Source organism: Veillonella sp. (assembly GCF_032470285.1).
In the GTDB taxonomy this organism is placed as follows: domain Bacteria; phylum Bacillota; class Negativicutes; order Veillonellales; family Veillonellaceae; genus Veillonella.
In genome coordinates this window covers 190,398-211,365 of record NZ_JAWEKP010000002.1, presented here as the reverse complement: position 1 = coordinate 211,365, position 20,968 = coordinate 190,398, and the positions used below count along the sequence as shown (strand labels likewise).

Sequence of the window (20,968 nt, the reverse complement as noted above, 5' to 3'; positions counted from 1 at the left end):
TGACGAGACGCTAGTATAATAGCGCCTTTTTCTTTGTGTGACATTTCCTCGTGGCATAGATCAATTCAAGTGATAGGTGAGAAAAACTATGTTAAATAAATTAATGAACAAAATTTTAGGAGGAACTGTGAATACAACAGATAATCAGGTTACTGCGCAAGTGAAAGCAGAACCAACAGTAGCAAAAACTGCTACTCTTACAGCTGCGGCTGAAGGCGAGCAAAAACAAACGCGTCGCCGTACAAATACACGCCGCCCTGCTGGCGAAGGTCGTACGCGCCAACAAACAGCTGGTGAAGGTGAAGGTGCAACACGCCAACGCCGTTCTACAAATACTCGCACAAGTGCGAATGGTGGCCGTACTAATACGACTCGCCGTACAAATACACGTCGCAATGCCGAACAAGGTGAAGGTCAAGAACGCAAAACTCGTCAAACTCGTGCACCGCGTGGTGAAAATACACGTAATACGCGTACTAATAATGGTCGCAATGGTCAAAATGGTCAGAACCGCAATAATAACCGCTCAAATAATCGTTCTACAGGTTGGAACAATCAAGAGGAACAAGTGGAATTAGTCGGTCGCACACCAAATGGCGCCAACAAGGGAAAATTCCAAATCATTCCATTAGGTGGTCTTGGTGAAATTGGTAAAAATATGACTATCTTCCAATACGAGGACGAAATCATCGTTCTTGACTCTGGGCTTGCATTCCCTAGTGAAGATATGCTTGGCGTAGATATCGTTATTCCTGATATGAGCTATATCATCGAGAATAAAGACCGCGTGAAAGCTGTCGTAATTACTCATGGTCATGAGGATCATATCGGTTCTTTGGCATACCTTATGAAAGAAATTAGTTGCCCAGTATACGCAACAAACCTCGTTTGTGGATTAATCGAAGGCAAGTTTAAAGAACATAAGGTATCTCCAAAATGTCTGCGTACGATTGCTGCCGGCGATGAAGTTCAAATTGGTCAAGTGACTGTTGGTTTCATCCAAACAAATCACTCCATTCCTGACTCCTGCGCTGTATACTTTAATACACCAATCGGGACGGTTCTTCATACAGGGGACTTTAAAATTGACCAAACCCCAGTTGATGGCCGTTTGATGGATATGCACAAATTTGCTGAGCTCGGTAACAAAGGCGTATTAGCGCTATTATCGGACTCTACAAATGTAGAAAAACCAGGTACTACTGGTTCTGAAAGTTCCGTAGGTCCTGCGATTAAACAAGCTGTTGGAGAAGCAAAAGGCCGCGTTGTTTTGGCAACATTCGCATCCAACGTATCCCGTATCCAACAAGCTATTGATGCGGCGGTTATGTTCAACCGTAAGGTTGTAGTTATGGGCCGCAGCATGGTCAATGTTACAGAAATTGCCCAAGAACGCGGATACTTGAATATTCCACCAAATACAATCATCGACGTAGATGTAATGCACAACTACACAGATGACCAAATCATGATCTTAACGACTGGTTCTCAAGGTGAACCGATGGCAGGCTTGTCCCGTATGGCAACAAGCAATCATCGCACTGTAGAATTGGCACCGAATGATACTGTTATCATCTCCGCTACACCAATTCCAGGCAACGAAGGTGCTGTAGGTAGAACTATCGATAACTTGCTTCGTTTAGGTTGTAATGTGGTATATGGTAAAGACCGTGGTATCCACGTATCTGGTCATGCGAGCCAAGAAGAGCTTAAAACAATGCTTAACCTTGTTCGTCCAGAATACTTTATCCCAGTTCATGGTGAGTACCGTATGTTGCGTCGTCATGGTGAACTTGGTGTGGCTATGGGCGTAGATCCTAAGAAAGTCCTTATCGGTGACAATGGTCAAATCTTTGAATTTGATAAAGATGGTGGTCGCAAAGGTGGACGCGTACAAGCTGGCGCTATCTTCGTTGATGGCCTTGGCGTTGGTGACGTAGGTAATATCGTTATCCGCGACCGTCAACAATTGGCACAAGAAGGTATGGTTATCGTTGTTATGGCGATGGACAAAGCGTCTGGTACTATCGTAGCTGGTCCAGACCTCGTATCTCGTGGCTTCGTATACGTTCGTGACGCAGAAGAACTCATGCTTGCTGCGGAGCGCCGCGTAGAACAAGTTCTTGAAGATTGTGAAATGCAACGCATCAAAGACTGGACAACCATTAAGCAAAACGTACGTGACGCATTGGGTAAATTCTTCTATGATAAAACCCGTCGTCGTCCTATGATCTTGCCGATTATTCAAGACGTATAATCTTATATAATACAGAAAAGTACCGCACCTCATGGTGTGGTACTTTTGACATTTTAAAAGAGCAATAAAAACTACCATTAATAGCACTGCTATCGCATTCGTCTACTATATGGGGTATTTGAAGTTACCGTTTTAAACTGTTATAATTAAAAGATACCAATTAATATATCTTCTTATGTAAGAATGGTGATTTATGAATAAAACAAATACAAGAGCGATGGTGGAAACTGCCTTTGTTAGTGCTATAGGTGTTATCCTTAGTGCTATCAGTGTTTATATACCAGCTTTCGCCTTTTTATCATTTTTTGTTACACCTGCGGCCATTGGCATAATTGGCACAAAATGGGGCCGCAAATATAGTATATCGGCAGCTATTGTTACTACTTTTTTAGCAGTAATTTTATTTGGACCATGGAATGGTATACCTGTTGGCTTATTTGCTACGGTAGGTGTAGGAGTAGGAGAGGGTAATCGTCTTTCTTTAGGAACAATTAAACGGTTACTACTCCCTAGTATTGCTATGTTTGTTGCTGTATTAGTAACTTTCATTGCACAAGCGTATATATCTGGTATTGACCTATCAATGATAGATATACAGATGACAGAGCAAGCTCGTATGATTGCTGACCAAGCATTACAAACGAATTCTAATATTACACAGGAACAAGCGGATTTATTTGTGAAAAATGTAGATAAGTTAGCTACCGGTTTGAAGGATGCGTTTTTTGTAGCTGTAGCTATAGCTGCCGTATCATATAGTTATATAACTATTCAGATATCTATATGGTTAGGCAAGCGGTTACATATCTCCATACCTCGATTTTTACCGATTGAAGAGTGGAGAATGCCTATCTGGAGTGCCGGTTTATATGCGTTAGGCATTATTGGTATATATGGTGCTCCACATATTAGTATGGACTCTTCATGGGTCACAGCCATTAGTACTAATGTATTACTCCTCGGTAGCTCTATGTGTTCTGTTCATGGCTTTGCAGCTTTAGCAGACTTAATGAGTAGTTATCGCATGAGTAATAAATTGAAGTGGATATTGCTTGGTGTGTATGCCTTCTTCTTTGGACAAGCACTAGCGATATTTGGTGTTATAGATATGTTTTTAGATTTGCGGACACGTTACAAAGCGCGTCAATAGTAATAGAAAGGAGGCCGTTATGAAATCCTTTCAACGGAGATGGAAAGGTTTAGAAATTACCATTGTTGCCGTTCTCGTATTATTGCTATTATTGCTGGCCTATTTAAATTGGGCTATTGCGATTTTAGCATTAATCATTGTAGTAGCGGCGTATTTGGTTAATTATAATACCCTTCATAACCGGCGTCGTTTAGCAAGAGAACAGTTTAGTGCGATGATGAAAAACGTCACACAAGCTTCTAATTTTGCTTTACAAAATTTGCCAATGGGGATTGTTCTTGTTAATAAGCAAGGCACATTGGTGTGGAATAATAGTGTTTTCGCCGACTGGGTTAAGGTGGATTGGAATAAGCTCCAAAAAATGTCTGCTTTGTTGCCTGGTTTCCGTATCGATAAAATCTGGGGTAAGTCCGGATATATGACGGAAAAATATGAAAATCGATACTTCCAAATTATTTATAAATTTATCGATCCTCGGGATACCCGATCAGATATTGATAGTGAAGATGAACTGGCGGAACATGCAGTGATGGCGCTGTACTTCAAGGATATTACGGACCTAGAAAAAGCCCGTATTAAAGCCGAAGAGGGACAGCCTGTATGGGGTATGATTCAAATCGATAATCTCGAAGAATTGACAAAAGGCCTTAGTGATCGTGAGTATACTAGTATTTGGACAGATATAAATAATATCATCATGGATGAAATCGATCGCTACGAAGGCTTTATTCGTAACTTCCAAGATGATATGTATACCTTTGCCATTTCTCGTGGTGCGCTTCATGAGATGGAGGAAGATGGTTTTAAAGTGCTCGAACGAATCCGTAAAGTACCATCTCCGCGTCAAGTTCCAGCTACGATTTCTATTGGTATTAGTGAAAATGTAGGTTCTGTGAAAGATGTATCTGGTCGTGCTCGTGCAGCCTTAGATATCGCCTTAGGTCGTGGTGGTGACCAAGTGTGCATTATGGATGGTGAAAGTACCCGCTTCTTTGGTGGCAATACGGCAGGCGTTGAGAAGAATACGCGCGTTCGTGCTCGTGTTGTATCTCAAGCAATACATGAGCTTATGATTGATTCTGATAAGATTCTTATCATGGGGCATCAACGTGAAGACTACGATGCATTAGGTGGTATTATCGGTGTAGCCGCCATTGCTCGAGCACTTGGTAAAGACGTGCGCATTGCGCTTTCAAAAGAAACTAGTGCCATCGATAAAATGGTGAATGTTCTTAATGAGTCAGAGTTCTGGAAAGAGAATATTATTACTGCAGAAGCTGCAAGAGTATGGGTAGATGCGAATACGCTCACTGTCGTGTGTGATACGCATCGTCAGGAAATGGTGGCGGCTCAAGAGGCGCTTGAAATTTCTGAACGACGCATCGTTATCGACCATCATCGCCGCGCAGCGGACTTTGTGGAAAATCCATTGCTTACCTATTTGGAACCAACTGCATCGTCCACATCTGAGCTCGTAACAGAGCTTGTACAATATGCAGGCGTTCCTGTAAAACTTTCAAAAGCGGAAGCCACAGGTATTTATGCAGGTATCGTATTAGATACGAAGAACTTTATCCAACAAACTGGGGCACGCACCTTTGAGGCCGCAGCATTCTTGCGCCGTGCAGGGGCGGATATCGACAGAGTTAAACAATTGTTTATTGAAACTTTCGATTCTATCCAATTGCGTGCTAAAATGGTATTTGAAGCAAGTCGTACTGAGGGGATTGCTATTTCCGTAGCGCCTGAAGGCTTGAAGGATATGATGGCGTTGGCTGCACAAAGTGCGGACATGCTCATCAGTAATGAAGATATTGAAGCTGCCTTTGTACTATATTCCCTAAATGATGGCGGTATCGGCGTTAGTGCTCGATCCAAAGGTAAGGTAAATGTACAAGTTGTAATGGAAGCCTTGGGTGGTGGCGGTCATAGAACTGTGGCTGGTGCTCAATTACAAGGTATGACCATAGAGGAAGCGAAGCAGGCCATTTTGGAGCATGCTCTTAAGGCGCTTCATTCCGCAGAACAAGAGGAGGAATAACAATGAAAGTAGTATTGTTAGAAGACGTTAAAAAAGTTGGTAAAAAAGGCGAAATCGTTGAAGTTAGTGACGCATATGGCCGTAACGTGTTGATCAAGAAAGGCCTCGGCCTTGAAGGTACAGCAACTAACGTAAATAATGCGAAACAAAAACAAGAATCCATTGCTCATAATAAAGCCGTTGCAAATGACGAAGCTAAGATCTTGGCCGCTCAATTGACTAAGGTTGAAGTGACTGTAAAAGTTCGCATGGGCGAAGAAGGTCGCGTATTCGGTTCCGTTACTGCTAAAGATATTTCCGATGCTGCTAAAGCTCAATATAAAGTAGATATTGATAAAAAGAAAATCGAAATTAAAGAACCATTGAAAACATTGGGCGTACATGACGTACTAGTGCGTGTTCATCCTGAAATTACAAGTACTATCAAGGTTAATGTGGTAGCCGAATAATAGTATTCACCATGCTCTTGGAGTATGGTGAATTCTTTTATCCATAGTGGTTGTGTGAAGGGGATTATCATGGATGTACGCATTCCGCCGCATAATTTAGATGCGGAAAAGGCCGTTTTGGGGGCTTTATTAACTAATGGATCCAATATGGGCGCCGTTGTAGATACGGTGACAAGTATTCTTAAATCTGAAGATTTTTACCGCGATGCACATCGTATTATTTACGATGCCATTTTAGAAATCGTGCATGCCAATAAGACAGCTGACTTTATTACCGTTGGTGAAGAGCTAGATCGTCGTAAGCGCCTCGATGCGGTAGGAGGTCTTGCTTATATTACATCTCTTGCGAATGAATCGGTGTCATACAATGTTGAGGAACATGCGAAAATCATTAGCGAGAAAGCTCAGTTGCGGCGCCTCATCGATGCAGGAAATAAAATTGTTGGCATGACGTATGCTGGCGAAGATGAGCCGACGGCTATCCTTAACAAGGCAGAGCAAATGGTATTAGATGTAAGCGGTCAAACCCAGTCTGAATCATCCTTTGCTGCCATTGGGGAAGTGGTTTTATCTAATCTAGATAAACTTAATGCATTGCAACAGCATGATGGCGCTATTACAGGCGTGCCAACAGGCTTTAAAGATGTGGACCACATTTTTAACGGCTTACAAAAATCTGACCTCATCCTCGTAGCAGCTCGTCCTGCCATGGGGAAAACAGCTTTCACCTTGAACATTGCTCAAAATGTAACGATGTTGTACGACAAGACGGTGGCGTTCTTTTCCCTAGAAATGGGCAAGGAACAGCTTGTGGGCCGTATTTTGTCCTCCGTGGCAGGTGTGAGCTCTGAAAAATTGCGCCGTGCGAATATGGATCCTGCTGACTGGGAAAAGGTGATTGCCGCAGCGGACCGCATGAGCAAATCCAAGCTTTTTATCGATGATACACCGGGCCTTACTGTACAAGATATGCGTTCTAAGTTGCGCCGTCTCAAGGTGGAACATGGCCTTGATCTCGTTATCGTCGATTATATTCAGTTGATGCAAGGTCGAAATGCTGGTAAGGGTAGCGAAAACCGTCAACAAGAGGTGTCCGAAATCTCTCGTAATCTTAAATTGATTGCTCGTGAATTTAACGTGCCGGTTATCGCTTTGTCGCAGTTGTCTCGTAGTGTTGAAAGCAGACCAGATAAACGGCCTGTGCTTTCGGACCTTCGTGAATCTGGCTCCCTCGAGCAGGATGCAGATATCGTTATCTTCTTGTACCGCGATAAATATTACGATGAAAACTCCGAAAAAGGGGACAATGCAGAAGTCCTCATTCGTAAACACCGTAATGGCTCCGTCGGTACCGTGGAACTCCAATTCGTTGGAGAATTAACACAATTTAGAGACGTAGAATTCCGAGACCTAGGGCCGGAACAATAATGAAAACTATCGGGGCGTGCCTATATTGATGGGGCCCCGTGACATAGCTACATTTTAATTAAAAAGAAAGGACTATACTTCTTTGCTCCTCGTGACCTGATGTCGCTGCATAAGTATAGTCCTTTCTTTTTATCACTGTACATATGAAGGTGTCCCATCAATATAGTGGCACTCGATAGTTTTCGTTGTATTGTTGGGAGAGAAGATAATAGAAGTTTTGGCGTTATACTAGTAGAAAATAAATCGTATTCAAGTGTATAATAGTACTAGATAGATTTTATAGTGTCGTACAATACGTAAGTATTGTGAGGTGGAATATAAGGTTTCCATCCTTTGTATGATGAATTTAACTATTAGTGGAAAACAAAATATTGAGTTTTATTTGTTGCTGGTTGGATTAGGTGCTGCAGAGGCTTATAAATACAAGCGTATTAGTCTAGGCGTATTTGAGAGTCTACATTATCATTTGTCTATGATAGATTTAATTGATGAATACCGGTTGTCAAAGGACTTAAGGGAGATTGTTTTCCAAGGTATGGGAATGGAAGATATTGTTGATGCAGCAGAGTGGTTTGAAGACTTTGATTGGGAAGGTCATTTGCGTGATGCGATAGATTCCTTGGAACTGGATTGTGTATCTAGATTAATGGAGTCCTCATATCATACTTGTATTAATGATTTTAATTTGTTTGATGTACCTAATACGGATAGTATTGATCATCTCTATATTTCTTTTGTATCTCATCATAGTTTTGAGCAAATCATGATGATTTTTATGCTAGGGTATACCGTGTTTTTGATTGAGTTAGGTGAGTATTGCGTTGATGCCTTTGATGCTTTTAAGCGTAACTACCTTACTAATCTTCGAGCTATAAACTGTGGTGAGTCCGAGGTTTTTAGTGAAGCTCTTGAATTATTTGATTCTTGTGATAACGGAAAAGATTTTTTGAGCAATAAACGACAACAATTGTGGTTAAGAAAGATTTCTATAGACCTTAGAGGTCACTTTTGTAGCCGCAAAGAGTCTAGCATGGATTATAGTAGTGAAAAGGGTTTAGTTTATTATACAAGTCCTAAAGAAACCATATTGGGTTAAGTTATATGCGTACTTAAGAGTACCTACTATTAGATTTGATGTCTAATAGTAGGTACTCTTTTTATTTTTTATGTTCAAAATTTACTGTTATAAAAACAAACATATGTTTGAAAATACTCTCGGTTTTTGTTATACTAATCATAGAAATTTTTGTGTTCTGTTTTTTGTAAAAGCCCGTTGTTTAGCGGTTTAGGGGGTGTTTGTATGGGTTCAGGTGATACGGATCGGATGTATATGTGTATTGATTTGAAGTGTTTTTACGCGTCTGTAGAGTGTGCCGATTTAGGACTGGATCCGTTTACAACACCTCTGGTGGTGGCCGATGGTTCTCGTGGCAAGGGGGCTATTACGTTGGCTATTTCTCCAGCCTTAAAAAATTTAGGTGTGAAAAATCGCAGCCGATTATTTCAGATTCCACCGCATATTGAGTATTTGACGGTGAAGCCACATATGAAGCGGTATATGCAGGTGTCTGCTGAGATTTATGGAACCTTGCTCAAGTATGTGGCGCCCGAAGATGTACATGTGTACTCTATCGACGAGTATTTCATCGATATCACGCCCTATTTACCACTATATAAAAAGACGCCTCGTCAGTTGGCGCAGATGTTACTCGATGCTGTGCTAGAGGCAACGAAGATTTATGCCACCGTTGGGATTGGTACGAATCTGTTTCTCGCCAAGATTGCCCTCGATATTTTGGCGAAACATGCGCCTGATTTTATAGGTTATCTTGATGTAAGCCTTTTTAAAGAGAAAATTTGGTATCATCAGCCCTTGACTGATATATGGCAGATTGGTAAGGGTATAGCTAATCGCTTGCATAAGTACGGTGCTTATGATTTACATGGTATTACCATGATTCCAGAAGCGAAGTTGTACAAGGAGTTTGGCATTAATGCAGAGCTCATCATTGACCATGCTTGGGGCCGTGAGCCTTGTACGATTGCGGATATCCATGCGTATCGACCTATTAAGCACTCTATCTCGCACAGTCAAATTTTGTTGCGTAATTATACCTATGAAGAGGCATACGTGCCTATGCGCGAAATGGTAGAGTCCTTGGTATTAGAGCTTTTACAAATCAAAGGGGTTACGAACCATATTCACGTTCATATCGGCTATGCTGATGAAATGATGCGCTCTACAGGAGGTTCTAAAAAGCTTAAGCAGTACACTGACTCTTTGCAGGTGTTAACGGCGGCAGTTATTAAATTATACGAGCAGCATTGCCGTAAAAATGAGCTCATCCGTCGCATAGGAATCAGCTTTGAGGATTTAGTCAATCAATCCGCCATACCTCAAGAGGTGGACCTATTTAGCACTCTTACTACAAATGAAGAGGAAAAAGAGCGACAGGTACAAGAGGCTATGCTATCCATTAAGGAACAGTTTGGTAAGAATTCTATTTTGCGTGCATCGAGCTTACAAGAGGAAGGAACCATGCGCTTTAGAAATACCTTGGTAGGCGGTCATAATGGGGAATAGATATTATAATGGATACATTGGAAATACATTAGTCGCGTAAGGGGAGGTATAAATTAATGAAACATCGCATGTCTCGGTTACAGCGAGCAAAACAATTTATGCCCTTTGCGGCATTGAGGGGATTTGAAGCGTTATTAGCCGCTGTAGCAAAGCCAAAAGAAAATCGGGCAGAGTTATCAGAGGATCAAATAGACGAGTTAAATACAGTTTTACAATCTGTACGTTGTGGGGAATGGGTACGAATCGTTTACTACAACAAACGAAAATATACGGAACTTATAGGAGCTGTTGATATGATTAGTGAGCAATTACAAATTCTATCTGTACAAGAAACTGTTATTCCTTTCAGATATATTAAAGAGCTGAACTTGTATGATATATAAATATAAATGATGGCTTTTACTGTGTATGGTAAATAGACTAGAGTTAAGAAATAATTAGGTATACAATAGTATCATGGGTAAATATAGCTTTATAAAGATTTCTTGAGTTTTGTTGACTCTAATATACCTATATAATTTTTCGTGTTTTTTGACTTAGAAAGGCGGTGTATGTAATGCATGATGTCATATCATTACTTATAAATCGCTATGATTTTTTCCTCCAGCTATTATGGGAGCATATAGAAATTTCAGTATTAGCTTCTGTTATTGCTACCATCATCGGTGGATTATTGGGTGTGTTTATATACGAATATAAACGGCTAGCTGTGCCCGTTATGGTAGTAGTTAATTTCCTATATACAATTCCATCTATATCGATGCTAGGTCTCTTGTTGTACGTATCAGGTGTTGGTAATACGACGGCTATCATTGCATTGGTTATATATGCTTTATTACCGATGGTACGAAATACATTTACTGGTCTTAACCAGATTGATCAAGCCATGTGTGAAGCGGGGATTGCATTAGGGCTCACGCGGATTCAACGTTTGTGGAATATAGAGATTCCTTTGGCTATGCCGACGATTATGGCTGGTATACGGACTATGCTCGTTATGACCATTGCCTTGACAGGTATTGCATCCTTTATTGGTGCTGGTGGTTTAGGTGTGGCGATTTATAGGGGCATTACAACGAATCAAAGTGCTTTGACGATTGCCGGTAGTCTACTGATTGCACTATTAGCCATTACTGTTGATGCGCTCTTTTCTCTAGGTGAAAGAGTAACGCGTATTAGCCCTCATATGAAGCGTTATACGATTATATTTGTTTCGATTATGACGCTAATTGCAATGGGTATAGGTGGCTGGGCTATGTATTGCCGTCATGTGAAGACCGATGTTATTCATATTGCAACGAAACCTATGACGGAACAGCTTATTTTGGGGAATGTTTTAAAAGAATTAATCGAGAAGAAGACTGATTTAACCGTAGAGGTTACAGAAGGTGTAGGCGGTGGTACATCAAATATTCAACCAGCTATGCTTTCCGGCCAATTTGATATATATCCTGAATATACTGGTACGGCTTGGTCTGCTGTGCTGAAACGTACGGATGCGTATGATGAAAGCCTATTTAATGAGCTTTCACAGGCCTACAAAGAGGAATATAATTTTGAGTGGGTCGGCATGTACGGCTTTAATAATACTTATGGCATAGGAGTGCGCAATGAGATTGCTCAGGCCTATGGTGTAAAAACGTATTCCGATCTTGCTCGTATAGCACCATCCCTAACATTAGGTGGGGAGTATGATTTCTTTGGTCGTGAGGATGGCTATGCTGGATTACAACGCGTGTATGGTATGAGTTTTAAAGCTACTAAAGATATGGATATAGGGCTAAAATATACGGCTATTGGTCGTGATGAGGTGGATGCAATGCCGATATTCACGACTGATGGTCAATTAAGTATCGCACCGATTACGGTGTTACAAGATGATAAACATTTATATCCATCTTATATGTCTGGCAATGTGGTACGTAGCGAAGTATTGATTGCTCATCCTGAACTGCGCCCTGTATTAGAAAGTTTGAATCATACGATTACAGATCAAGAGATGGCGAAGATGAATTACGCCGTTGAAACGGAACATCAACTACCAGCTGATGTAGCACATAAATTCCTGGTAGAACGAAATTTGATATAAGGTGAATATAGTTAGAACTAAAGTAAATAAAATTTGATATATGTTGAATATGATTTTGTATTGACATTTAATCTCCTTTGATGTAATATAAACATATGAACAGGTATTCATATAAATAAAAATATCTGATGAAAAATGTTTAGGAACATATATAACAAGATATGAAACAAGATATGTCTAATAAGTATTAGAAAAATATTACCTATTAACTTACAATACAGGATAGAAGCGTTCACTATTATCAAAGGAGATATCATGGAAGAAACATTGTTATTGAAGGATTTGAACTGTCCGAACTGCGCAGCAAAAATTGAAGATCGTATCTGTAAAATGGATGTGGTAGAGACTGCCAATTTCACACTTGCTACACATCAATTAAAATTAACCGGCTCTTGGGAAGACCGTGAAGCTCTTAAACGTGACATTCAAGACATTTGTGATGCCATCGAAGAGGGCATAACCGTAGCAGATTATGAACGTAAATCCAAAGCGGCTATGGATGATCATGGTCCTGACCAGGATCGTGATGGTGATGCTGTAACAATTGCAGTCATCGTAGCAGGCTTGTTATTTATGATTTATGATGTTTTGTCATCCTTTGTCCCATCCATCAGCTTACCAGAGAGTATTGAAACTCCAATTTACTATGTTGCGTATATTCTTCTTGCGTTCCCAGTATTGCGCATCGCAGGTCGCAATATCTTAAAAGGCCAAGTGTTCGACGAGAACTTCTTGATGTCTATCGCTACATTGGGTGCTATTGCTATCGATGCATTGCCTGAGGCCGTAGGCGTTATCTTGTTCTACCGTATCGGTGAGTTCTTCGAAGAAAAAGCAACTGATCGTAGTCGTACAGAAATCATGAACGCTGTTGATATGCGTCCTCAAGAGGTGCGCGTTGTAGATACAGACTGCGGTGGTGAAATCGTAGTTATGGCTCCTGAAAAGGTTGAAGTAGGCTGGACTATCGAAGTTCGTCCTGGCGATTTAATTCCTCTAGACGGCACAGTGCTTGAAGGTGAAACACGCGTTAATACAGCACCTGTAACAGGTGAACCTGTACCTGTTCGCGCCGTACCTGGCACTCAACTTATGTCTGGTTGTATCAACGAATCTGGTCGCATTACAATGCGTGTAGATAAGGTTCTTGAAGAATCCATGGTTACTAAAATTCTTGATGCCGTGGAAAATGCAGCATCCTCTAAACCTAAAATCGACCGTTTCATTACTCGTTTTGCTCGCGTATACACACCAATCGTTGTAGCTTTTGCATTGGCTGTAGCTATCATCCCATCCCTTATTACTGGTGAATGGCATAAATGGATCTACACAGCCTTAACATTCCTCGTTATTTCTTGCCCATGTGCATTGGTGCTTAGCGTGCCACTTGCATTCTTCTCCGGTATCGGCAATGCGTCTAAACACGGTATCTTATTAAAAGGTGGTCGAGTTATCGAGGCGTTGGCTAATGTGAAAGCAGTAGCTCTTGATAAAACTGGTACTATCACATCTGGTGAGTTCAAAGTTCACAGCGTAGAAACTGTAGGCTCTCATGTAAGTTCCAGTCAATTGTTATCCATGGCGGCAGCTATCGAAGCCGTTTCTACACATCCAATCGCAACAAGCATCGTGTCTGAAGCAAAAGATCAAGGCCTTACAGTGGAACCTTCTGATTTCGTTCAAGAGTTAGCTGGTGAAGGTATGGTAGGTATGGCAGATGGTCAACAAGTACTTATTGGTAACCGTCGTCTTATGGAACGCTATAATGTGCAAGGCTATCCAACAGAAGCTGCTGAATATGGCACAGAAGTTCTTGTCGCAGAAGGTAATACATACTTAGGTCGTATCATCATCGCCGATGAAGCTCGCCCAGACTCTGCTGAAGCGATTGCTAATCTTAATGGTCAAGATATTAAAACTGTTATGCTTACAGGTGATGCTGAAGCAAGTGCAAATTACATTGCTAAAGAAACTGGCGTAAGTGCTGTACGTGCTCAGTTGTTGCCTCAAGATAAATTGTCTGTTGTACAAGATATTCGCTCTGAATATGGTCCAACTATGTTCGTAGGGGATGGCATCAACGATGCTCCAGTACTTGCAGGTGCTGATGTAGGTGGCGCGATGGGTAGTGGTGCTGATGCGGCTATCGAGGCGGCAGATGTTGTGTTCATGCGTCCATCCTTGACTGCCATTGCACATATCCTAGACTTGTCCAAAGCAACATTGCGTGTTGCTTGGCAAAATGTAGTATTCGCTATTGCCGTTAAAATTCTTATCATGGCGCTAGGCCTTATGGGCTATGCATCCATGTGGTGGGCGGTATTCGGTGATACTGGCGTATCCATTCTTTGTATTTTGAACTCTATTCGTATCTTGCGCCGTTAATTTGGTGAAAGTAATCTTATAGATTAATGCAGAAATATAACAAATGACATGATTCTGATTTGACAGAGTAGGATAAAACAAATAACCTCTATATTAGCGATAAGCTAGTATAGAGGTTATTTTTATAAGATTTAACCTAATGATATATTGCTGATTATTTGTTTGCATACTTACTCACTGTAAGTTTTAGTGGTTTAATCTTTTGGTGGATTTTTTAGTTTAGCAGCTTTATTAATCTATGTGCTCGCTAGATTTTTTGGTAGATTTGATAAAAGGATGTTTTGAGATGCTTTTAACATATACAATTGTGCATTGTTAATAGACATAAAGTGATTTATGTATATACTACATAAACAAAACTTTCACAATTGAATTGAATAATAGCTATAAAATAGTATATAATTTATTAGATGATTACTATATGTTCGTTGAAAGGAGGGATAGCATGATCACGGTGTACAAACACATAGAAGAAGAGTTAGTTTCGGACTGCACTGTATCAGATGCCACAAAAGGTTCTTGGGTAAATTTGGTGAACCCAGACCCCGATGAGTTGTCCCTCATCAATATTTTGACGGAAATTCCAACGGACGTTTTAAAGACCGCCCTCGATATGGAAGAACGTTCTCACGTGGAGTTAGAGGACAACTATATTTTCGTGGTTATCAACATTCCTGCGATTCGCGGTAATGATATGTACGATACGGTGCCGCTCGGTATCTTTTTGACGCCTGACTTCTTCATTACTGTATGTCTTGAAGAATCCGAGGTGTTGTATCCGTTCATTTCAAACCAACTGTCTACATTCTATACATATAAAAAGACGCGGTTCTTGTTCCAAATCTTGTACCGTACAGCCACATTGTTCTTACGTTATTTGCAACAAATTAATCGCCGTACCGACGATATTGAAGTTCAGTTGCGTCATACAACGAAGAATAAAGACTTCTTCCAACTATTGGAATTACAGAAATCCATGACATACTTTACCTCTGCGTTGCGTACGAATGGAACTGTTATGGAACGCCTATTGCGCTTGCGTGGTCACAGCACTTATAGACATTTGCTCAAGATGTACGAAGAGGATGAAGATTTACTAGAGGACGTTATCATCGAGAATAAACAGGCCATCGAGATGGTTGAAATGTATTCCAATATCTTGATGAACATGATGAACGCCTTCACATCTATCATCTCTAACAACCTCAACATGGTTATGAAAATGTTGGCGGCCCTTACGATTACTTTGGCGGTGCCCACAATCATATTCAGTCTGTGGGGAACGAATGTGGCGTTGCCGTTCCAGGATGATCCGAATGGATTCTACGAAGTAGTAGGTATTTCCGTGGTGTGTTCCATCATTGCTATCATAGGCATGTGGAAAAAAGACCTATTCTAGCATATATGACAAATAACTAAAAGATTAGGGCAATACTAAATGTTAAATACAAATGAAAAAGCTGGCTGCAAGTCGGCTTTTTTGCTTGCTTATGTATTATATTATTGCTTCTTTACGTATTACGTTATTGCTTATTATTAGGTCAATTTGATATAATAGTACCGTTATGGAGAGGTGTCCGAGTGGTTTAAGGAGCTGGTCTTGAAAACCAGTGACTCCGCAAGGGGCCGTGGGTTCGAATCCCACCCTCTCCGCCACCAATACATACAACTATCACAGATTATAACAAATTGTAACGAACCACAACAAACACAGTAAAAATAAAGGTTTATAATGATATTATGGAGTTGGAATTATAACGAATTGTAACGAATTATAACACAATTTTGCCACCATTTTGCCACCAAAAGAATAAAATAATTTGCCCCCATTGTATGCAGTATGTAATGGGGGCATTTTATTTATATTCTATAAACTAACACTAAAATGTACTGTCAAAATCTATCTTATCTTGAACAAAGTTAACAAATACCTTCTCAAAATTATTCATAAAATCACTCCAGTTTTTGGAAATTCTCATGATTGCAATGACTTGCATAAGGTGGTCATGTAAATCACGTTGACCAATGTCGTTAGTTAAATGTTGATGGCGGGGTGCTTTTAACATGAATTTATATCTTATTTATATGAGTAATTAATAAAGATACGCTTTGATAATATATTGACTATAAAAGCATTGATAGATAGATTTATCAAAATTATCTTTCGTATATACATGAAGTTTTTCTTTAAGTTTTGGCAATGGTTTATAACATTTGATACAAGTAAGTCTATTGCTTTTTGATATATATGCCAGTATAGCAAATGTTTTTAATGGCAATTGTATGGGGAAAGAGATTATTTTTTTTCTAACTTTTTCTGTTCTTTTTCTAATTGTTTAATACTTTTTGGTGGAGTAGGTAGGTCTTCAGGCATAGTACCACCTAATTCTTTAATTGTTTGACGCACTTTTGCACCGACTTCTCGATGCGCTATGTTTGCATTTTCTTTACCTTGAATATTATCGCGACGTAATTTGCCTTCTGTTTGTGTTAATCTAAACAAATTGGCCGCTAATTCCTCACTTCCCATATGATCTAATATTTTTTGTGAAGGTTTCAGCCCTTTTCGCTTATGGATTTCCTTGTTACCTAAGCCACCATATAAACCTTGATAGCCTGAGTTATGGAATTTAGCAAAGTCCTGAGGTGTTTCAACTCCTGCATTATTGGCTGCTTCTGATAATGCTGTATTATGTTCCTTTATATCTTGCCTGATTAGTAATCGACGTTCATCCTCGGACAAGGATATAAATTGTTCTTGCATTTCACGTTCATGAGTTTTAACTGCAAAATAGGTTTGGGCCTGTGCGATAACCGATTTTTTTGAATCGCCATTCATCGCTATCAGGTAACAAGCATATCTAGATAATACAATATCTTGTATCTCTCTATTAGCAACCCCAACATGTACTATTTTCCCGACGTCGGCAAAATGGTCGGAAATAGATAATTCGCTATTTTGACAAGCTATTTTGGCTTTTTCAATAACATTTAAGAAGTTATCCCATTTTGTATATTCTAAAATAGCTTGTAAATCTCGTGCATACCAAAATTCATTTCCATTAGCATCAATTTGTTTGATAGAGTCGAAAGAGTTTTCAGTATTATTGCCTATGGGCTGAATATCATTAAAGAAAAACATAATACAATCTCCTATGCGGGTAATTACAGATTAGTAATATTTTTAGCATCTATAGTTATATTGCTGGAGATACTAAATTATACTATGAATATTAACAACAAAGACTCTTTATTGCTTTCAGTATAGCATAGGTGAAAGCAAATGAGAATTGACGATAGAGAGAATAGTTTTATGTAGCCAATCTTTACTCACTATGATATGCTATCGATATATTTATTAGATATTCTGTAGAAAGGAGCTCGTATGAATCGACTTAGTTTCTCGCGAACTCAAATATTAATTCTCCTTAGCGTGTGGCTCACGTTCTTGTTGAGCTTTGTTATGCGCTTGTCTTGGGCATCTGTTATGCCTATCCTCAATGAGGCATTGCATTTTACAGCTAAAATGGGGTCTCAACATATTTCGGCCTTTTACTTTGGTTATGCGTTAACGGTATTACCAGGCGGTATTTTAGCCGATAGAATCGGTTATAGACGTACTATCTTGTTTAGTTTGATTGGTATGGCTGCTGTAACGGCTTTGATGAGTACCATTACAGACTATAACATGGCTTGGGGCTTGCGCTTCTTGTTAGGCGTTATGTCTGGTCCTGTACAAGCTTCTTGTTTGAGTGCTATCGGCGATCACTTCGGTCCGAACCAACGGGGTGCGGCCGTAGGTATCTTCATGAGTTGTACCTCCTTTGGTATTACTACGGTAAACCTTTACGCACCTTATGTGGCTACACATTACGGTTGGCAAACTGCATTCCTTGCTACAGCCATCTTGCCGTTGGTAGTACTCGTATTATGTTACTTCACGGTGCGTAAGCCGAGTGCAGAAATTCTCGCACAACGAGAAGCAGAGGCTTCCGAAGCGGCTGCTAAGCTTGGCGTAGGACAAACGTCTTTAGTAGAAAACTTGAAGCATATCGTTTCTAACCGTAACATTCGTTGCTTGGCGATTGCGGGATTCTTCGCAACAGGTACGACTTGGGGCGTAACACAATGGGCGAACTTATACATGGTTAAACAATTAGGTGTAACGGCTATCTATGCAGGCCAGGTCATGAGCGTGTTCGGTACGGCTGCGCTAATTGCGAAACCAACGATCGGTATTTTATCTGATATCTTACCAATTAAGAAGAACCATTTAGCGGCTCTCGTTATGTTCTTGTTTGGGCCAGCTTTAATTTTGTTTGCAAGCACGTCAAATCCAAATATGCTCTTTATAACAGGTCCGATTCTTGGTATTGGGGCCTTCATGCATAGTGCGTTGACCAATGCTCTCGTAGTTCAATCTGCAGCACCTCATTTGCGCGGTACTACAGCGGGCTTTGTAAACTTGTTTAACCAAATTGGTGCACTCTTGGCACCACTTCTCTTGGGCAATGTCCTTGTCATGACGGGTAGCTACCAAATGTCTTTGATGTCTATCGCTATAGCTCCTATTATTGGTGCATGTGCATTATTCTTTATTCGTCTTAAATAATATAAATGGATCCGTACATGAATTGCTCTTCTAAAAATTGCGTCTAATTGGAGGGCAGATCAAAACGGATCCTTTTTTGTAATTAATATGTATATTGTGTATGGTATTCTTTTATTATATGATTAAGTCATAGTACAGGAGGGAGGGGTGAAGATGGGAATCATCTGTTTTGGCGATAGCATTACGCGTGGCTATGATGTGCCCTATGGACGCGGTTGGGTCGAAATCTGTGATGCATCCATAGAGGGTGTTAATTTTACAAACTACGGTGAAGATGGCTGCTCCGTACAGGGTATGATTTATAATATTGAAAATTGGGCGGTTACTGCTGTATCCGATCCAACACGTCATATTTTCTTGATGTGTGGCACTAACGATATTTTACAAGGTCGAGATAGTACCTATGTGTACAAGACTTTGGTCAAAGCTATTGAGCTAGCTAGTACAAAAGGGACGGTAATCATCGGTTTAGAAACTCAAATTGATAGCGATATGGACGGATTGGATCTGGTTGTACGAGAGGTTAATGAACAGCTAAAAGCTTACGCAGAGGCGCATAATATTAAAGTTATAGATTTCTATACTACCTTGTTTGAAGCAGATCAAATTGGACAAATTGTCTTTGCCGGAGAGGTTCATCCCAACGAGCGTGGTTATCGATTAATGGCGTATAAGGCATTAGAGGTCTTTACGCGATTATAACGGAGCTATAATAGAACTGGAACGGGATTATAATACAACGTAATATAAAGAACATAAAAACTCCCCTAATGAGTTGCCTCATTGGGGGAGTTAGTGATTTATAGTCTTTTGTGCTAGTGAAAGTTGGGGGCTTTCACCAGATAAAAATAAATTCGTAACGAATTATTTTTTAGATTTAGTAGATACTTTGTTATTGGACACCTTAGCAGATTGTGCAATTGCGTATGCAGTGCCTTTTACTAAATCAGAAGCTTCAGCAGTGTTGCCAGATACGGTTACAGCTGCTACAGTGTCTTCAGTTACTGCGAATAATGCAGTTGCGTAAGGGTGTTGCGCACCATTTGGTACAGTTACAGCACCGGATTTAACAACAATGTAACGACCGTTGTTGTTGAAGATATCGTAATGAGCTGCTTGTTTTACACCATCATAGCTTTCATTGTAAGCGAACAATGCAGCTACTTCACCACTTGCTACTTGACCAGATTGTTGCATGGAACGCAATTTAGCGGCTGCCACAGCTGTTGGTTGAGTCATGTTTACAGTGATGCGCAAAGAGTTGTTATTTACAACTGCTTCAGTGATTACGTTTGTAGAGAATACATTCGCAACACCGTTGCCAGCACGGTTGTAAGAGCTAGCAGTTTTAACTTGGTAGCCATTAGTGTATGCAGGCAAGTCATATGTATAAGTTTTGCCATTTAACAATAAGTCAAACGCATTCAATTGGTTAGCTTTGTAGCGAGAAACGTAGGAGCTGCCGTTGCCATTAGCTGTTACGGAGTTTACAGTTTCTTGGTATACAGGTTGGGCTTCAGTAGGGATAGGATCCATGATTTGAAGACCTACAGCTGTTGTTTGAGGTGCCACAAAGATTGGATCACCTAATTCTTTAGATACAGGCATTTGTTGAGCCATATCGCCTGCTGTATAAGGCACTGCTGGCAATGGTTTGTAACCAGGACGTGGTGCACTTGTGGCATAACTAGTTTGGTAAGCTGGCGTAGCCGCTTGTGGTGCAGGATAAGAATATTGCTCTGCTGAAGCACGTTCATAAGCGCGTGCATTAGCATCGATAGTTGCAGCAAAAGCAGAGAAAGACATTGTTGTAGCTGCAAATACTGCAAAAGCAGTTGCTAAATGTTTTTTGTTCATAATAATTTACTCCTAAATACATGATTTTACAAATAACACAGATACTAACTTGTATTATATAGGAATTCATGCTAATTGTAAATAAAATATAAAATATTATCTTAATTATAAATAAA

Annotated in this window: 15 protein-coding genes and 1 tRNA gene; 14 read left to right on the top strand and 2 right to left on the bottom strand. The window is 40.2% G+C overall.

The features are described 5' to 3' along the window. Positions 1-88: 88 nt before the first annotated feature. The 12 genes from E7B10_RS03440 to E7B10_RS03385 all read left to right on the top strand — a co-directional run bounded on the left by E7B10_RS03440 (position 89) and on the right by E7B10_RS03385 (position 16,039). Positions 89-2,257: a ribonuclease J gene (locus tag E7B10_RS03440; protein WP_083791382.1), complete on the top strand. Its 2,169-nt coding sequence runs from the start codon at positions 89-91 to the stop codon at positions 2,255-2,257. A 193-nt stretch (positions 2,258-2,450) separates the two neighbouring features. After that, positions 2,451-3,407 carry a DUF2232 domain-containing protein gene (locus tag E7B10_RS03435; RefSeq protein WP_024066473.1) on the top strand — a complete coding sequence of 319 codons (957 nt, stop codon included), beginning with the start codon at positions 2,451-2,453 and terminating at the stop codon, positions 3,405-3,407. A gap of 19 nt (positions 3,408-3,426) precedes the next feature. Further along, positions 3,427-5,448, top strand: coding sequence for a DHH family phosphoesterase (locus tag E7B10_RS03430; RefSeq protein WP_155085848.1), 2,022 nt, complete (start codon positions 3,427-3,429; stop codon positions 5,446-5,448). A gap of 2 nt (positions 5,449-5,450) precedes the next feature. Continuing rightward, positions 5,451-5,897 carry a 50S ribosomal protein L9 gene (gene rplI / locus E7B10_RS03425; RefSeq protein ID WP_004694699.1) on the top strand — a complete coding sequence of 149 codons (447 nt, stop codon included), beginning with the start codon at positions 5,451-5,453 and terminating at the stop codon, positions 5,895-5,897. Positions 5,898-5,966: 69 nt separating this feature from the next. After that, positions 5,967-7,325 carry a replicative DNA helicase gene (dnaB, locus tag E7B10_RS03420; protein WP_004694701.1) on the top strand — a complete coding sequence of 453 codons (1,359 nt, stop codon included), beginning with the start codon at positions 5,967-5,969 and terminating at the stop codon, positions 7,323-7,325. Between the two features lie 472 nt (positions 7,326-7,797). Continuing rightward, on the top strand, positions 7,798-8,421 hold the full coding sequence (locus E7B10_RS03415) for a DUF3969 domain-containing protein (protein ID WP_316055491.1): 624 nt from the start codon (positions 7,798-7,800) through the stop codon (positions 8,419-8,421). A 204-nt stretch (positions 8,422-8,625) separates the two neighbouring features. Continuing rightward, a complete protein-coding gene (locus E7B10_RS03410) occupies positions 8,626-9,909 on the top strand; it encodes a DNA repair protein (protein WP_077707765.1) in 1,284 nt (427 codons plus the stop codon). A gap of 56 nt (positions 9,910-9,965) precedes the next feature. After that, positions 9,966-10,292, top strand: coding sequence for a YolD-like family protein (locus E7B10_RS03405; protein WP_077707764.1), 327 nt, complete (start codon positions 9,966-9,968; stop codon positions 10,290-10,292). Positions 10,293-10,465: 173 nt separating this feature from the next. Further along, positions 10,466-11,998: a glycine betaine ABC transporter substrate-binding protein gene (locus E7B10_RS03400; protein WP_316055490.1), complete on the top strand. Its 1,533-nt coding sequence runs from the start codon at positions 10,466-10,468 to the stop codon at positions 11,996-11,998. A 255-nt stretch (positions 11,999-12,253) separates the two neighbouring features. Then, entirely contained in the window at positions 12,254-14,383 is a 2,130-nt protein-coding gene (locus E7B10_RS03395) for a heavy metal translocating P-type ATPase (protein WP_004698110.1), read from the top strand. A 445-nt stretch (positions 14,384-14,828) separates the two neighbouring features. After that, positions 14,829-15,782, top strand: coding sequence for a magnesium transporter CorA family protein (locus E7B10_RS03390; RefSeq protein ID WP_004694714.1), 954 nt, complete (start codon positions 14,829-14,831; stop codon positions 15,780-15,782). 168 nt (positions 15,783-15,950) lie between these two features. Next, positions 15,951-16,039: transfer RNA gene (locus tag E7B10_RS03385), tRNA-Ser, on the top strand. 640 nt (positions 16,040-16,679) lie between these two features. Here E7B10_RS03385 and dinD read toward each other — a convergent pair. Next, on the bottom strand, positions 16,680-17,525 hold the full coding sequence (gene dinD / locus E7B10_RS03380) for a DNA damage-inducible protein D (RefSeq protein WP_119562616.1): 846 nt from the start codon (positions 17,523-17,525) through the stop codon (positions 16,680-16,682). Between the two features lie 243 nt (positions 17,526-17,768). Between dinD and E7B10_RS03375 the strand changes: the two genes are divergently transcribed. Both E7B10_RS03375 and E7B10_RS03370 read left to right on the top strand, forming a co-directional pair. Then, the gene (locus E7B10_RS03375; RefSeq protein WP_077707760.1) at positions 17,769-18,995 is read left to right on the top strand and encodes an MFS transporter; all 1,227 of its coding nucleotides are present in this window, start codon (positions 17,769-17,771) and stop codon (positions 18,993-18,995) included. A 153-nt stretch (positions 18,996-19,148) separates the two neighbouring features. Beyond that, positions 19,149-19,697, top strand: a complete 549-nt coding sequence (locus E7B10_RS03370; protein WP_077707759.1) for a GDSL-type esterase/lipase family protein — start codon at positions 19,149-19,151, stop codon at positions 19,695-19,697. Between the two features lie 162 nt (positions 19,698-19,859). On the opposite strand, the gene E7B10_RS03365 is transcribed toward E7B10_RS03370, so the two are convergent. Continuing rightward, positions 19,860-20,852, bottom strand: coding sequence for a hypothetical protein (locus E7B10_RS03365; RefSeq protein ID WP_004694840.1), 993 nt, complete (start codon positions 20,850-20,852; stop codon positions 19,860-19,862). Positions 20,853-20,968 lie beyond the last annotated feature (116 nt).

What these genes read in the sequence shown, in the direction of transcription:
- E7B10_RS03440 (WP_083791382.1), top strand. Translation starts at nt 89, where the DNA reads ATGTTAAATAAATTAATGAACAAAATTTTAGGAGGAACTGTGAATACA.
- E7B10_RS03435 (WP_024066473.1), top strand. Translation starts at nt 2,451, where the DNA reads ATGAATAAAACAAATACAAGAGCGATGGTGGAAACTGCCTTTGTTAGT.
- E7B10_RS03430 (WP_155085848.1), top strand. Translation starts at nt 3,427, where the DNA reads ATGAAATCCTTTCAACGGAGATGGAAAGGTTTAGAAATTACCATTGTT.
- rplI (WP_004694699.1), top strand. Translation starts at nt 5,451, where the DNA reads ATGAAAGTAGTATTGTTAGAAGACGTTAAAAAAGTTGGTAAAAAAGGC.
- dnaB (WP_004694701.1), top strand. Translation starts at nt 5,967, where the DNA reads ATGGATGTACGCATTCCGCCGCATAATTTAGATGCGGAAAAGGCCGTT.
- E7B10_RS03415 (WP_316055491.1), top strand. Translation starts at nt 7,798, where the DNA reads ATGATAGATTTAATTGATGAATACCGGTTGTCAAAGGACTTAAGGGAG.
- E7B10_RS03410 (WP_077707765.1), top strand. Translation starts at nt 8,626, where the DNA reads ATGGGTTCAGGTGATACGGATCGGATGTATATGTGTATTGATTTGAAG.
- E7B10_RS03405 (WP_077707764.1), top strand. Translation starts at nt 9,966, where the DNA reads ATGAAACATCGCATGTCTCGGTTACAGCGAGCAAAACAATTTATGCCC.
- E7B10_RS03400 (WP_316055490.1), top strand. Translation starts at nt 10,466, where the DNA reads ATGCATGATGTCATATCATTACTTATAAATCGCTATGATTTTTTCCTC.
- E7B10_RS03395 (WP_004698110.1), top strand. Translation starts at nt 12,254, where the DNA reads ATGGAAGAAACATTGTTATTGAAGGATTTGAACTGTCCGAACTGCGCA.
- E7B10_RS03390 (WP_004694714.1), top strand. Translation starts at nt 14,829, where the DNA reads ATGATCACGGTGTACAAACACATAGAAGAAGAGTTAGTTTCGGACTGC.
- dinD (WP_119562616.1), bottom strand. Translation starts at nt 17,525, where the DNA reads ATGTTTTTCTTTAATGATATTCAGCCCATAGGCAATAATACTGAAAAC.
- E7B10_RS03375 (WP_077707760.1), top strand. Translation starts at nt 17,769, where the DNA reads ATGAATCGACTTAGTTTCTCGCGAACTCAAATATTAATTCTCCTTAGC.
- E7B10_RS03370 (WP_077707759.1), top strand. Translation starts at nt 19,149, where the DNA reads ATGGGAATCATCTGTTTTGGCGATAGCATTACGCGTGGCTATGATGTG.
- E7B10_RS03365 (WP_004694840.1), bottom strand. Translation starts at nt 20,852, where the DNA reads ATGAACAAAAAACATTTAGCAACTGCTTTTGCAGTATTTGCAGCTACA.